15 protein-coding genes are annotated in these 13,126 nt (G+C 71.0%); 7 read left to right on the forward strand and 8 right to left on the reverse strand.

The features are described 5' to 3' along the window. On the reverse strand, positions 1-963 hold the full coding sequence (locus tag CFK39_RS01430; RefSeq protein ID WP_089063969.1) for a prenyltransferase/squalene oxidase repeat-containing protein: 963 nt from the start codon (positions 961-963) through the stop codon (positions 1-3). A gap of 61 nt (positions 964-1,024) precedes the next feature. On the opposite strand from CFK39_RS01430, the gene CFK39_RS01435 reads away from it, so the two are divergent. After that, positions 1,025-2,221: a benzoate/H(+) symporter BenE family transporter gene (locus CFK39_RS01435; RefSeq protein WP_089063970.1), complete on the forward strand. Its 1,197-nt coding sequence runs from the start codon at positions 1,025-1,027 to the stop codon at positions 2,219-2,221. Here the strand turns inward: CFK39_RS01435 and CFK39_RS01440 are convergent. The 3 genes from CFK39_RS01440 to CFK39_RS01450 form a co-directional block, all read right to left on the reverse strand. Then, positions 2,195-2,569: a DoxX family protein gene (locus tag CFK39_RS01440; RefSeq protein ID WP_089063971.1), complete on the reverse strand. Its 375-nt coding sequence runs from the start codon at positions 2,567-2,569 to the stop codon at positions 2,195-2,197. The genes CFK39_RS01435 and CFK39_RS01440 overlap by 27 nt on opposite strands. A gap of 77 nt (positions 2,570-2,646) precedes the next feature. Further along, on the reverse strand, positions 2,647-3,663 hold the full coding sequence (locus CFK39_RS01445) for an NYN domain-containing protein (protein WP_089063972.1): 1,017 nt from the start codon (positions 3,661-3,663) through the stop codon (positions 2,647-2,649). Between the two features lie 37 nt (positions 3,664-3,700). After that, the gene (locus tag CFK39_RS01450; protein WP_089066235.1) at positions 3,701-4,051 is read right to left on the reverse strand and encodes a cupin domain-containing protein; all 351 of its coding nucleotides are present in this window, start codon (positions 4,049-4,051) and stop codon (positions 3,701-3,703) included. A 79-nt stretch (positions 4,052-4,130) separates the two neighbouring features. Here CFK39_RS01450 and CFK39_RS01455 point away from each other — a divergent pair, with 79 nt between their 5' ends. Genes CFK39_RS01455 through CFK39_RS01475 form a run of 5 tightly spaced genes read left to right on the forward strand, consistent with a single transcriptional unit; the run spans position 4,131 to position 7,735 of the window. Then, the gene (locus tag CFK39_RS01455; protein WP_089063973.1) at positions 4,131-4,553 is read left to right on the forward strand and encodes a TOBE domain-containing protein; all 423 of its coding nucleotides are present in this window, start codon (positions 4,131-4,133) and stop codon (positions 4,551-4,553) included. After that, positions 4,550-5,323 (forward strand): molybdate ABC transporter substrate-binding protein, encoded by a 774-nt coding sequence (modA, locus tag CFK39_RS01460; protein ID WP_089063974.1) that lies wholly within the window; start codon positions 4,550-4,552, stop codon positions 5,321-5,323. The genes CFK39_RS01455 and modA overlap by 4 nt, the downstream gene beginning before the upstream one ends. Then, entirely contained in the window at positions 5,320-6,090 is a 771-nt protein-coding gene (locus tag CFK39_RS01465; RefSeq protein ID WP_089063975.1) for an ABC transporter permease, read from the forward strand. Before modA ends, CFK39_RS01465 begins: the two co-directional genes overlap by 4 nt. Beyond that, complete coding sequence (locus tag CFK39_RS01470; RefSeq protein WP_089063976.1) at positions 6,087-7,097, forward strand: sulfate/molybdate ABC transporter ATP-binding protein; 1,011 nt, start codon at positions 6,087-6,089, stop codon at positions 7,095-7,097. Before CFK39_RS01465 ends, CFK39_RS01470 begins: the two co-directional genes overlap by 4 nt. After that, a complete protein-coding gene (locus CFK39_RS01475) occupies positions 7,094-7,735 on the forward strand; it encodes an endonuclease III domain-containing protein (protein WP_089063977.1) in 642 nt (213 codons plus the stop codon). The genes CFK39_RS01470 and CFK39_RS01475 overlap by 4 nt, the downstream gene beginning before the upstream one ends. On the opposite strand, the gene CFK39_RS01480 is transcribed toward CFK39_RS01475, so the two are convergent. From CFK39_RS01480 to CFK39_RS01495, 4 genes are all read right to left on the reverse strand, one after another. Continuing rightward, a complete protein-coding gene (locus tag CFK39_RS01480) occupies positions 7,687-8,721 on the reverse strand; it encodes a LacI family DNA-binding transcriptional regulator (protein WP_089063978.1) in 1,035 nt (344 codons plus the stop codon). The genes CFK39_RS01475 and CFK39_RS01480 overlap by 49 nt on opposite strands. 14 nt (positions 8,722-8,735) lie before the next feature. Beyond that, positions 8,736-9,560 carry a carbohydrate ABC transporter permease gene (locus CFK39_RS01485; protein ID WP_338027690.1) on the reverse strand — a complete coding sequence of 275 codons (825 nt, stop codon included), beginning with the start codon at positions 9,558-9,560 and terminating at the stop codon, positions 8,736-8,738. A 92-nt stretch (positions 9,561-9,652) separates the two neighbouring features. Then, positions 9,653-10,606 carry a carbohydrate ABC transporter permease gene (locus CFK39_RS01490; RefSeq protein ID WP_089063979.1) on the reverse strand — a complete coding sequence of 318 codons (954 nt, stop codon included), beginning with the start codon at positions 10,604-10,606 and terminating at the stop codon, positions 9,653-9,655. Positions 10,607-10,670: 64 nt separating this feature from the next. After that, positions 10,671-11,945 (reverse strand): ABC transporter substrate-binding protein, encoded by a 1,275-nt coding sequence (locus tag CFK39_RS01495; RefSeq protein WP_089063980.1) that lies wholly within the window; start codon positions 11,943-11,945, stop codon positions 10,671-10,673. A gap of 163 nt (positions 11,946-12,108) precedes the next feature. Between CFK39_RS01495 and CFK39_RS01500 the strand changes: the two genes are divergently transcribed. Then, positions 12,109-13,125 carry an NAD(P)H-dependent flavin oxidoreductase gene (locus CFK39_RS01500; RefSeq protein WP_089063981.1) on the forward strand — a complete coding sequence of 339 codons (1,017 nt, stop codon included), beginning with the start codon at positions 12,109-12,111 and terminating at the stop codon, positions 13,123-13,125. Position 13,126: the final 1 nt, after the last annotated feature.

A 13,126-nucleotide genomic window follows, 5' to 3' on the forward strand; every position in this document is an offset into this window, starting at 1 on the left:
TCAGCCCTCGTTCCACCAGCGCAGCACCCGCAGCGCCTGCATCGTCAGCCAGGGCGACGGCTCGCCCACGCCCACGTCGATCTCGAACCACACCTCGCCGGGCAGGACGTGCTGCTGCAGCCAGGTGCCGTCGTCCTGCTGAGCCGCCTGCACCATCTGCACGGCCTCCTGCATCCGCTGGTCACGGCGACCGGTGCGGCGGAAGTGGTCCAGCGCCCGCAGTGCGGTGAAGATATGCCGGGGCGGGTACAGGAAGTGGTCGACCCACGGGCCGACGATCTCGCCGGTGCTCAGGCGACGGCTGAGATTCCGCTCCAGCAGGTACTCCTCCCCTGCCCGCTGGGCCTCGCGCGTGGCATCCGTGCCGCCGGTGAGGCGTTCGTGCTCGTGCAGGGCGCCCAGCGCGTTGAGTGTGGAGTGGAAGCTCGCGCGGGTCGAGCCGTCCTTCCATTCACAGTTCCAGCCGCCCTCGTCCATCTGGTGGGCCAGGAACCAGTCCACCAGCGTCTCGACGTCCGCGCCCAGCCACAGACCGTTGGCGAGCGTCATCGCGTTGATGCAGACGTCAACCTCCCCGCCCCAGTACGGCAGGGAGCCATCGAACTCCCAGTGCGCGTGGCGGGCGAGCTTCGCAGCGGTGTCTCGGGCGATCAGCGGGGCGGCGTCCATGCCCCATTCGCGCAGGGTGGTCAGCGACCAGGTGGTCGCGGTCCACGGCTGGCCGGGCAGCTCCCTGCTCTCGGGGTCCTCGAGGAAGCCGGCCGGGAAGAAGGCGCCGCCGGCCCAGAGCCCGGTGCCCGGGTCCTGGTGGGCCAGCAGCGCAGCACCGTACCCCTCCTGGGGGATCCGGGCGCGGGTGGCCTGCCATTGCTGCTCGGGCGCGTCGAGCAGATCGCGCTCGACCTGCCAGCGCAGCGCCGGGTCGGTGTCCAGGAGCCAGGAGATCACATCGGTCGGTGCCATCCGGCGATCCTCCTCGCGAACCGTCGCGCGGGCAAGCCCTCATCCGGCCTACTGTGCCTGCATGCTCCGCCCTGTCTCCGCCGGGATCATCTCCGGTCTGGTCGCTTTCACCAGCTCCTTCGTCGTGGTCCTGGCGGGCCTGCACGGAGTGGGTGCCAGTGCGGACCAGGCGGCCAGCGGGCTGCTCGCGGTGAGCCTCACGATGGGGTCGGCCTCCATCCTGCTCTCGACGTGGACCCGGCTGCCGATCACGATCGCCTGGTCCACGCCGGGCGCGGCACTGCTGGCCACGACCGGCACCGTCGAGGGCGGGTGGCCCGCCGCCGTGGGCGCGTTCCTCCTGGTGGGTGTGCTCATCGTGCTCACCGGCCTGGTGCGCCCGCTGGGGCGGCTGATGGCGAGGATCCCCGCCTCGATCGCCCAGGCGATGCTCGCCGGCATCCTGCTGCAGCTGTGCCTCGGACCGGTGCTCGGCGTCGCGGCGAATCCGCTCGCGGTAGGACCGGTGATCCTGGTGTGGGCCCTCGCGCAGCGGTTCGCCCCGCGCTGGGCCTCCCCGCTCGCCTTCGCCGCTGCCGCGGTGGTAATCGCGGTCGCGATGGCCGGCGCCGGGACCAGCCTGTCATCGGTGCCGCTGCTGCCGGTGCTCGAGCTCACCACGCCGAGGCTCGGCCTCGGCGCGGTGCTGGGGATTGCACTGCCGCTGTATCTGGTGACGATGGCCTCCCAGAACGTGCCGGGGGTCGCGGTGATGAAGGGGCTGGGCTACGAGGTGCCCTGGCGGCGCACGATGGTGGTGACGGGGCTGGGCACGCTCGCGGGCGCGCCGGCCGGGGGCCATGGGATCAATCTCGCCGCGATCACGGCAGCACTGGCGGCGGGTCCGGAGGCCGGACCGGATCAGGATCGCCGCTGGATCGCGAGCTTCACCTCCGGCGTGGTGCTGGTGCTGCTCGGGCTCGGCGCGGCCGCCTGCGCGCACCTGATCGCCCTGGCCCCGGAGGGTGTGGTCCCGGCCGTGGCGGGCCTCGCGCTGATCGGGACGTTCGTGGTCTCGCTGCGCGCCGCGCTCGCGGAGCCGTCCGAGCAGTTGCCGGCCGGGGTGACGGTCCTGATCGCCGCCTCGGGCATCGCGGTGGGCGGGATCAGCGCCGCGTTCTGGGCACTGCTGGCCGGGCTCGCGCTGCGGGCGCTCCTGCGCCCGCGCCGTCGTCGCCGGGGACGGGGCCCGTCACAGGGGGTACGGCCCGAAGCGTAGCCAGGCGAAGAGGGTCGACACGATCGCCAGCAGGATCGACGGCAGTGCGGCGGCGATGCCGTCACCTCGCCGGGTGTGCACGAGAGCGGCGAAGACCATGGTGATCGCGAGACCGGCGCCGGCCAGGGGCACCAGCACGGTGGCGACGTCGAGGAGGGCGGGCAGGAGCAGCCCGAACGCACCGAGGATCTCCAGTGCACCGATCCCCCGGATCACGACCTGCGGGAAGTCCTCGACATAGGGCGTCCGGTCGATCTGCTTGTCACGGACGGTGACGAGCTTCACCATCCCGCTGCTCGCGAAGACCGCGGCGAGCAGGAAGGCCAGGACCCACAGGATCAGGTTCATCGGTGCGTCTCCTTCGACGGGGCATCCCAGTATCCCTCTGCGGAGCGGTCCCTGTCACACCCGCGCCCTCCCGTCGCTCATTCCCGCGCTCTCACCAGGCGTTCGTGACCGCTCTCCTCGAGCTCTGCGATGTCCGCGTTCCCCTTGAGGAAGTCGTTGAAGGACTTGAAGCCGATGGCCTTCTCGCTGAACGAGGAATCCATGCGCCGCATGTGGGACTTCACCGCCGAGGCATGCAGCCAGTCGCTGTCCCCGCGGTCGCCGAGCTGCAGCGCGCGCTGCAGCAGGCGGGTCGCGGCCTCGCGGGGGTCCTCTGCGGTCTCCTCGTCATCGGCCTCGGCCTCCTCGGCCGCGTCCGCCGCCTCCTCGGCGGCGTGGACAGCGGCGCGAGCCTTGGCGTCGGCGTCCGCCGAACGGCGGGAGCGGGTGCGCTGACCGCTGCCCTCACCGCTGGAGTCGCCGTCACCGGAGGGCTGGGCGCTGCTGCCGCCGCCGCGCCGGGAACGGCTCCGCTGGGGGGCCGCGGGCCGCTCCACCCCGGGGAGGTTCTCGTAGGACTCGAACTCGTCGCAGGCGGCGGCGAGGGACTTCGCGGTGGAGCCGGCCACGCCCATCGCGATCACGTAGCGGCCCAGGCGCCGGCAGCGCTGGGCGAGGGGGACGTAGTCGGAGTCCCCGGCGACGATCACCACGTGGGTGAGGTCGGGCATCAGATAGAGGTCCTCGACCGTGTCGACGGCGAGGCGGATGTCGGCCCCGTTCTTCGCGTATGCGGCGGCGGGGAACAGCTGCACGAGGTCCACGGCGCGGGCCACCAGCTGGCTGCGGTAGATCGCGTTGACCGGGGAGGACCAGTCCGCGTAGGCGCGGGTGAGCATGAGCGAGCCGAAGGAGGCGGCGTAGTCGATGACCGCCCCGACGTCGACGGTGGCCTTCGCCAGGCGCTCGGCGATCTCGGGCTCGGTCGGGTCCTCGGCGATGCGCTGCCGGTCGCGGCTGTATGCCTGTCGTCCGTGCACTCGGTCGTACCAGGACATGACGATGTTGTCGAAGTCGAGATAGACGGCCACACGGGAATCCTGAGTCTCTGCCATGGGTCCAGTCTGCCTGCTCCGGCGGGCGGGGACGACCTCAGCTGCGCGGCGGGCCGCTCTGGATCTGCAGCGACTGGCGTCGACGATGGACGGTGAGGTATTCCAGCCCGTCCTCGCCGGCACGGAACCCACGCTCGGTGCGGCGCGGGAGCAGTGCCACGTCTCCGGCTCGCAGCTGCTCCTCCCCTGCGTCGGTGACCAGTGCGCCGCCGCCGCTGACCACGTGGATCAGCGTGTCGACCTCCGCTCCGATATGGGTGGGGATGCTGTCGCCGGGGGGCAGCCGGATCAGGTTCGAGTCCAGCTCGCGCTCGGGCTCGGCGATCGACCAGACCGCGCCGCGGCGGGGCTGCTCGGGCTGGGCGGCGGTATTCGTCAGGATCGGCATATCCCGAACGTACACGGCGGGGTCGGCGGTGTGCTCGCGGACGAGATGAACCCGCAGATGCGGTGCTATGGTCGCATTCATGACGCATCTGCGAGTTCGCGACGCTGCCGGGTTCCTCGGAGTCAGTGAGGACACCGTGCGGCGCTGGATCGACAAGGGGAGCCTCTCCGCAAGCGCCGATGGCGCCGGGCGGAAGGTCCTCGAGGGCACCGAGGTCGCCCGCCTGGCCCGTGAGCTCGCGGTCACCCCGGAGCTGCACGGCGCCACCGCGAGCTCCGCCCGGAACCGCTTCGTGGGACTGGTGACGAACGTCGTGATGGACACGGTGATGGCGCAGGTCGAGCTGCAGTGCGGCCCCTTCCGCGTCGTCTCCCTGATGAGCAGCGAAGCCGCGCGCGAGCTGGGCCTCGCACCCGGCAAGGTCGCCAGCGCCGTCGTGAAGGCAACCCATGTGACGGTCGAGGCGGAGCCCGATCGCACTCCCGCAGGGGTCGACGCATGAGGGCCCTGGCCAGGTCGCTCTCGGCCGCGGCCGCGGTCATGCTGCTGGCCGCCGGCTGCGGGGGCGCCGCCGACGGCGCCGACGGGGCCGAGGACAACGTCTCCCTGCAGGTCTATGCCGCGGCCTCCCTGCAGGAACCGTTCACCGAGCTCGGCGAGGCCTTCGAGGCCGAGCACGACGGGGTCGACGTCGAGTTCAACTTCGCCGGCTCCTCCACCCTGGTCCAGCAGATCCAGCAGGGCGCCCCGGCGGACGTCTTCGCCTCCGCGAACCCCGAGAACATGGACAAGCTCGTCGAGGCCGGGATGCAGAGCGCCGAGCCGGTGGACTTCACCTCCAACACGCTCATGATCGCGGTGCCGGCCGGGAATCCGGCGGAAGTGACCGACCTGACCTCGCTCACCGAGGAGGATCTGCACCTCGTCGTCTGCGCCCCTGAGGTGCCCTGCGGCGCGGCCACCGAGACCGTCGAGCAGGCTGCCGGTCTCGCGTTCACCCCGGTCAGCGAGGAGCAGTCCGTCACCGATGTGCTGAACAAGGTCACCAGCGGTGAGGCGGACGCCGGGCTCGTCTACGTCACCGATGTGACGAAGGCCGGGGACGCCGTCGAGGGCATCGGGTTCCCCGAGGCGCAGGAGGCCGTGAACGTCTACCCGATCACCTCGGTGAAGGATTCTGCGCACCTCGAGCTGGCGAAGGAGTTCGTCGACCTGGTCAGCGGCCCGACGGGTCAGCAGATCCTCGACGGCTACGGCTTCGTCGGCCTGTGAGCACGCTCCCCCGCTGGGTGCTGGTGCCCGCCCTCCTCGGTGGGCTGTTCGTGCTGCTCCCGCTCGCAGCGATGGCGGCGCGCGTGCAATGGGCGAGCTTCGGCGCACTGATCACCAGCGAGGCCTCGCTCTCCGCGCTTCGGTTGAGCGTGCAGACCTCGGGGACCAGCGCGCTGCTCTGCGTACTGATGGGGGTGCCGATGTCCGTGCTGCTGGCGCGCGCCGAGTTCCGCGGCCTCTCGCTGCTGCGCTCGCTGGTGCTGCTCCCCCTGGTCCTGCCACCGGTGGTCGGAGGAATCGCGCTGCTGTACACCTTCGGCCGCCAGGGGCTGCTGGGGCGGCAGCTGGAGGTGCTCGGTCTGGAGATCGCCTTCTCGACCACGGCGGTGGTCCTCGCCCAGACCTTCGTGGCGCTGCCCTTCCTGGTCATCAGCCTCGAGGGGGCGCTGCGCACCGCCGGCACCCGCTATGAGATCGCCGCCGCCTCGCTCGGGGCCCGGCCCTCCCGGGTGCTGCTGGGAGTGACGCTGCCGCTGGTGCTGCCCGCACTGCTGTCCGGCACGGTGCTGGCCTTCGCCCGGGCGCTCGGGGAGTTCGGGGCCACGATCACCTTCGCCGGCTCCCTCCAGGGCACGACCCGCACGCTCCCGCTGGAGATCTACCTGCAGCGGGAGAGCGATCCCGATGCCGCCGTGGCGCTGTCCTTCCTGCTGATGATCGTCGCGGTGCTGGTCATCGCCGCAGCCCGGCGCAGGGTGAGCACATGAGCCTGCAGCTGCGGGCCCGGGTCCCCGAGCGCGACGTCGAGCTCGACCTCGCTGTGGCCGCCGGGCAGACCCTCGCCCTGATCGGCCCCAACGGTGCCGGCAAGTCCACGGTCCTCGCGCTGGTCGCCGGCACTCTGCGCACCCCGCGGGGACGGGTGGAGCTGGAGGGACGGGTGCTCGCCGGCGAACGCTCCTGGACCCCGCCCCACCACCGCCGGGTGACCACGCTCAGCCAGGACCCGGTGCTGTTCCCGCACCTCACAGCACGGGGAAACGTCATGTTCCCGCTGAGGTCGCAGGGGATGCCGCGAGCTCGGGCGCGTGCGGAGGCCGAACGGTGGCTGACCGAGCTCGGTCTCCAGGAGCTGGCCGAGCGTCGACCCGCGATGCTCTCCGGCGGGCAGGCCCAGCGGGTCGCGATCGCCCGTGCCCTGGCCGCGGATCCCCGCCTGCTGCTGTTGGACGAGCCGATGGCCGCGCTCGACATCGACGTGGCCTCGGCCCTGCGCGAACAGCTGCGGCGCTTCCTCACCGACCGGACGGCGATCATCGTGACCCACGACGTGCTCGACGCCCTGACCCTGGCCGACCGGCTCGCCGTGCTCGAGGAGGGGCGGGTCATCGAGCAGGGGCCCACCCGGGAGCTGCTGACCAGGCCTCGCACCTCCTTCACCGCTCGTTTCGCCGGCCTCAACCTGGTCACGGGACGCTGGGAGGACGGGGCCGTGGTCCTCGCCGACGGGGCCCGCCTGCCGGCCCCTGGACCGCACCCCGCGGGTCGCCGCGTCCATGCCGCCTTCCGCCCGTCCGCGGTGCGGCCGGCATCGCAGGGCGGGATCCGCCGCACCGTGACCGGGCTGTTCCCGCACGGGGACCTGGTACGGGTGCGCACGGAGGACCTCGCGGCGGATCTGCCGCCGCAGGAGATCGCAGAGCTCCGCCTCGAGCCCGGGGCCGCAGTGCACCTGGCCGTCTCGGGCGACGCCGTGACAACCTACGAGGCATGATCGATCTGCGCGTCCTGCACCGCGAGCTGCGCGAGCGGCACGGCCCGCAGGGCTGGTGGTGGCCCGGCGAGGAGCCCTTCGAGATCGCCATCGGCGCCGTGCTGGTCCAGCGCAGCCGCTGGGAGCAGGCCGCCTCGGCGATCGCGGCCCTGCGCACGGCCGGGCTGCTCATGCCGGCGCCGCTGGCCGCGGCCCACGAGGATACGGTGCGGGAGCTGGTGCGCCCCGCCGGGTTCCCCCGCACCAAGCCCCGCCGCGTCCAGGCGCTCGCCGACTGGTGGGCCGGGCGCTCCGTGCAGGCGCGGATGCTGGGCGACGAGGAGCTGCGCAGCGAGCTGCTGGGCATCGAGGGGGTCGGCGAGGAGACCGCGGATGCGATCTCCCTGTACTGCTTCGGACGGCCGGCCTTCCTCTGCGACGAGTACGCCCGACGCCTGCTCGGCGCGCGGGGTGCCGTGGTGCCGGGCTCGTACCGCGCGTTCCGTCGCGCGCTGGAGGAGCCGCTCGCCGCCGCCGCCTTCGAGGTGGCGGAGCTCGCCGAGCTGCACGGACTGATCGTGGAGGAGGGGAAGCGGAAGCGCAGCGCAGCTCAGGTGGTCGAGCGCACCGCCAGCTCGGGGCACAGCACGAGCGACTGAGCGGTCTCCCGGCCGGCGAGCAGGTCCAGCAGCATCGTGGCCCCGAGCTCGGCGAGGCGTCGGCCGGGGTTGACCACGGTGGTCAGCGAGATGGTGTCGTCGGCCGCGGAGGCGATGTCGTCGAAGCCGACGACGGCGACGTCGTCCGGCACCCTGATGCCCCGGCCCTCGAGCTTCTTCAGCACGCCGAGCGCCATCAGGTCGCTGCTGGCGAAGACGGCGTCGAAGGAGGTGTCGGAGGCCAGCAGGGCGGCCATCTCCCGTTCTCCCGATGCCAGGGTGAAGTCGCCGTAGGAGCGCCACACCGGGGTGATACCGGCCTCGGCGAGCTCCGTCTCTATGCCGATGCGGCGATCGACCGCGGCGGGCATGTCCTGCGGCCCGCAGATCAGTGCGATCCGTCGGCGCCCCCGCTCCAGCAGGTGCCTGGCTGCGAGGCGCCCGCCACCGGTGTTGTCGAGATCGACGAAGGGGGCGGAGCAGCCCCGCGGGGGCCGGCCGATGAACACCACCGGCACCGTGGCCTCCTCCAGCATCTCCTCGGTGAGGTCACCCTCGTGATGGGAGACCACCAGCAGCCCATCGGCATGCCCGCCGCGGAGGAAGCGGCGGATCCGGGCCCGGTCCTCGGGGCTGGTCAGCACCAGCAGCAGCTGCTTGTCCCCCGGGTCGAGCCCTGCGGTGACCCCGGAGATCGCACTGACGAAGAAGGGGTCGGTGAAGACCCGCGACTCATGCTCGGGAACGATCAGCGCGACGGCGCCGGTCTGTCGGCTGGCGAGGCTGCGGGCCGCATTGTTGGGCACGTAGCCGAGCGTGTGCACCGCGGCCTGGACCGCATCGACCTTGTCCTGGTGGACCTGCACATCCCCGCGCACCACCCGCGAGACCGTGGCGCGGGAGACCCCCGCCACACGGGCGACGTCCTCCAGGGTGGGGCCCCGTCCTTCGGGACGATGCTGCTCCGTGTCGTCGCTGATGCCCATGCACCCGCCTCCTCTCAGCCCTTGACCGCACCCTGCATGATGCCACCGACGAGCTGGCGTCCGGCGAGGATGAACAGCAGCAGCAGCGGGAGCACGGAGACCACCACGCCGGACATGATCAGGGAGTAGTCCTTGAAGTAGGAGGACTGCAGCTGCTGCAGCGCCACCGGGAGCGTGAGGCTGTCGCCGCGCAGGATGATGAACGGCCAGAAGAAGTTGGTCCATGAACCCACGAAGGTGAACAGGAACAGCATCGCCCCGGCGCCGCGAGAGGCGGGCAGCGCCACATGGCCGTAGGTCTGCAGGAGGTTGCAGCCGTCCATGCGTGCCGCCTCGATCAGCTCGTAGGGCAGCGCATCATCGAGGTACTGGGTCATCCAGAACACGCCGAAGGCGGTGACCAGCCCCGGGATGATCACCGCTTTCAGATCTCCCACCCAGCCGAGCTTCGCCATGATGATGAACAGCGGGATCACCCCGAGCTGCACCGGGACGGCCATGGTCGCGATCACGAACAGCAGCAGCCACTTCCGGCCCCGGAAGCGGAGCTTGGAGAAGGCGAAGCCGGCCAGGGTCGCGAAGAACACCACGGACAGCGAGGTCACGACCGCCACCAGCACGGAGTTCACGATCGCCGACCAGAAATCGATGTCGGAGGTGATCACCTCGGTGATGTTGCTCAGCAGATTTCCCTGCGGCAGCAGCGAGGGGATGGGATTGCGGGCGATGGAGCCGGCGTCCGAGGAGGCCAGCAGGATCGCGTAGTACAGGGGGAAGATCGAGATCCCCAGCACCACGGCGAGCAGGCCGTAGTTCCACCAGCGGGGGCGGGCGTCCACCCCTCCCCGCCTTTGAGCCGGCGACGAGCAGCACGGGCGGCCCCCTTGCCGGCGAACTGCTCGATGGCAGCGGTCGACTGCATATCTGCTCCTTACCGCTTGTTCTTCGCAGGGCCGCCGGCATCGGCGATCCGCTTGGTGATCAGGAAGTTGAGGATGCCGATCCCGATGATGATCAGGAACAGCAGCCAGGCCACCGCCGAGGCGCGGCCGAAGGAGACCTGTGGTCCCCAGCCGAGCTCGTAGAGGTACATCGTCATGGTCATCCACTGCCGGGACGCACCTCCCTGGCCGCCGGTGTCGAACATCCGCGGCTCGTCGAAGATCTGCAGCCCGCCGATGGTCGAGGTGATGACCACGAAGATGATGGTGGGTCGCAGCATCGGCACGGTCACGTGCCAGAAGCGGCGCATCCGGCCGGTGCCGTCGATGATCGCGGCCTCGTAGATCTCGCGCGGGATCGCCTGCATCGCTGCCAGGAAGATCAGCGCGTTGTAGCCGGTCCAGCGGAAGTTCACCATCGTGGCGATGGCGAAGTGCGAGGCCAGGGCGTCGGAGTGCCAGCCGATCGCGGGCAGGTCCATCCCCAGCAACAGGTTGTTCACCAGGCCGGACTGGTCGGCGAAGATCTTCGCGAAGATCATCGAGACCGCCACCGGTGCCACGATGTACGGCACCAGCACGCCCATCCGCCAGAAGGTCTTCGCGCGCAGGTTCGCATCCAGCACATAGGCGATGAGGATCGCAGCGATCACCTGCGGCACCGAGGACAGCAGGAAGATCGAGAAGGTGTTGCGCAGCGCCTTGTAGAAGCTCTCGGTCCCGAGCACGAACCGGAAGTTCGACAGGCCCACGAACTCTCCCTGGCCACGGATCAGGTCCCACTCGTGCAGCGAGACCCAGGCGGTGTACAGGATCGGGAACAGCCCGACCAGGAAGAACAGCAGGAAGAACGGGCTGATGAAGAGGTACGGCGTCAGCCGGGCATCGAGCCGGGCGAGGACGGCGCGTCGGGTCGATGTCCTCGAAGGGCGGGTGGTGGTCACAGAAGTCCTCTCGACGCGGAGCGGGCGCGGACGGCGGCTCGGCCGTCCGCGCCCCGGGGTCTGCTCAGGCCAGGCCGAGCTCGTCGTACGCGGTCAGGCCCTGCTCCCAGGAGTCCGTCGGGTCCGCGCCGTCCGCATCCCACCGGGTGATCGCATCGCCGACGACCGTGTTGATCACGAAGAAGTTCGGTCCCTGGAAGGGCTGGACCTCGATCGAGGTGGCGCGCTCGGAGTAGATCTCCCCCACCGGTGCATCATTGAAGAAGGGGTTCACCAGGCTGGTCACCTCCTCGGCGTCCAGCGCCTCGACCTGGCTGGGGAAGGCGCCGACGGCTTCGAAGGCCGCGATCTGCTGCTCAGGCGCGGTCAGCCAGGCAGCGAGCTTCTTCGCCTCCTCGATGTGCTCGCCCTGGGAGGGGACGGCCAGGTAGGAACCGCCCCAGTTGCCACCGCCGCCGGGGAAGACATCGGCGATGTCCCAGCCCTCGACGCCATCGGCGTTGCCGGCCAGCGGGCCCATCATCCACGGCGGGCACAGCATGGTGGCGAAGCCGTCGTTCTGGAAGGCCGCGGTCCAGTCCTCGGACCACTGGGTCAGGCCCGCGGAGATGTCCTTGTACTCGGCCAGGTGGTCATAGATCGCCTTGACGTCGGCGTTGTCCGCAAGCGGGATCACGGTCCCGTCGGACTCCTCATAGGGGTTGGTCAGCTGCTGGACCATCCCGTTGAAGGTGCCGCCGGCACCGTCGAACCACGGGATGCCGGTCGCCTCGACGAACTTCCGGCCGGCCTCGAAGTAGGTGTCCCAGTCCCCGGTCAGCAGCTCGGCGACCTCGGTGCGATCGGTGGGCAGCCCGGCCTTCTCGAAGAGGTCCGCCCGGTAGGCGATGGCCTCGGGGCCGATATCGGTGCCATAGCCGATCAGCTTGCCGTCGACCGTGGCGGCCTCGGTCTTCCAGTCCAACCAGCGGCCCTCGACCTCGGGGTCGGAGAGGTCCTCGAAGACGTCCGCGTACTGGAGCAGCTCGGCCCACCAGCCGACCTCGATGCCCTCGACATCGGCCAGGCCGGAGTGCGCGGCGAGACCCGTCATCAGGTTGGCACGCGCGTCATCGGCGGTCGCGGCCTTCTTGTGGGTGACCTTCACCCCGGGGTTCGCCTCCTCGTAGGCGGAGAAGAGGTCCTCGTAGCCGAACTCGTTGAAGGTCGCCACGGTCAGCTCGACGTCGCCGCCACCGCCTCCGCTGCCCCCTCCGTCGCTGCTGCCACAGCTCGCCAGGGCGGCGGTGGCAGCGGTCGCGGCCGAGGCCGCCAGCGCTGTTCTGCGGGTGATCTTCATGGTGAACTCCTTCGTTCGCTGCGGGAACCTGAGCATGAGAGCGCTCTCAGAATGGGGATGTTCGTCACCATACAGCAGTGCATCGAGGCCGGAGGTCTCGATCCGGTCTCACCTCGCAAGCCTCCGTTCACCGCTCCCGCAGCGCGGCTGGGAGGATCAGGGGATGACTCTCCTGGGCTCCCGTCTCCCGCTGGTCGCCGCACCGATGGCGGGCGGCCCCTCCACGCTCGCGCTGGCCGGAGCCGTCTCCGCGGCCGGCGCATTCCCCTTCCTGGCCGGAGGCAACCTGACACTGGAGGCGCTGGCCGCCGACATCGACCAGGCGCGGGGACTGGGGGCCGACTTCGGGGTGAACCTCTTCGTGCTGCCGCCCTGGGAGATCGACGAGGACGCCTTCGCCGCCTATGCGGAGGAGCTCGCCGAGGACGCCGCTCAGCTCGGTGCCCGCCTGGACCGGGTGCCCCACCGGGATGATGACCGCTTCACCGCGAAGCTGACGCTGCTGTGCGAGGCTCCGGTTCCGGTGACCTCGTTCACCTTCGGCCTGCCGCCCGCGACGGCGGTGGCCGCCCTGCGGGCGGTGGACACCATCGTGCTCGCGAGCGTCACCGATCCCGAGGAGGCCCGCGCCGCGGCCGAGCGCGGGGTCGACGGCCTGGTGGTGCAGGGCCCCGCCGCAGGCGGGCACAGCGCGACCCATCATCCCTCCCGGACCCCGGGCCCGATCCGCACCGAGGAGCTGGTGCGCCAGGTACGCGCAGCGGTCGACCTGCCGCTGCTGGGAGCCGGCGGGGTGGACGGTCCGCTCGCGGTGCGCCGGATCCTCGCCGCCGGGGCGGAGGCGGTGGTCAGCGGCACGATGCTGCTGCGCACCGACGAGGCAGGCACCTCCCCCACCCATCGCGCCGCCCTCGCGGATCCCGCGTTCACCGAGACGGTGCTGACGCGAGCCTTCACCGGTCGCCCCGCCCGCTCCCTGCGCAATGCGTTCGTGGACCGCCACCACGACACGGCGCCGACCGGCTACCCACAGGTCCACCACCTGACCCGCGAGCTGCGCCGGAGGGCAGCCGCGGCCGGCGATCCGCAGCGCCTGCATCTCTGGGCGGGCACCGGCTGGCGCAGCGCACCGGCGGGCCCCGCCGGCCAGGTCATCGCCCGGTTGGCCGAGGAGATCTGAG

It is taken from the genome of Brachybacterium avium, assembly GCF_002216795.1.
Taxonomy (GTDB): domain Bacteria; phylum Actinomycetota; class Actinomycetes; order Actinomycetales; family Dermabacteraceae; genus Brachybacterium; species Brachybacterium avium.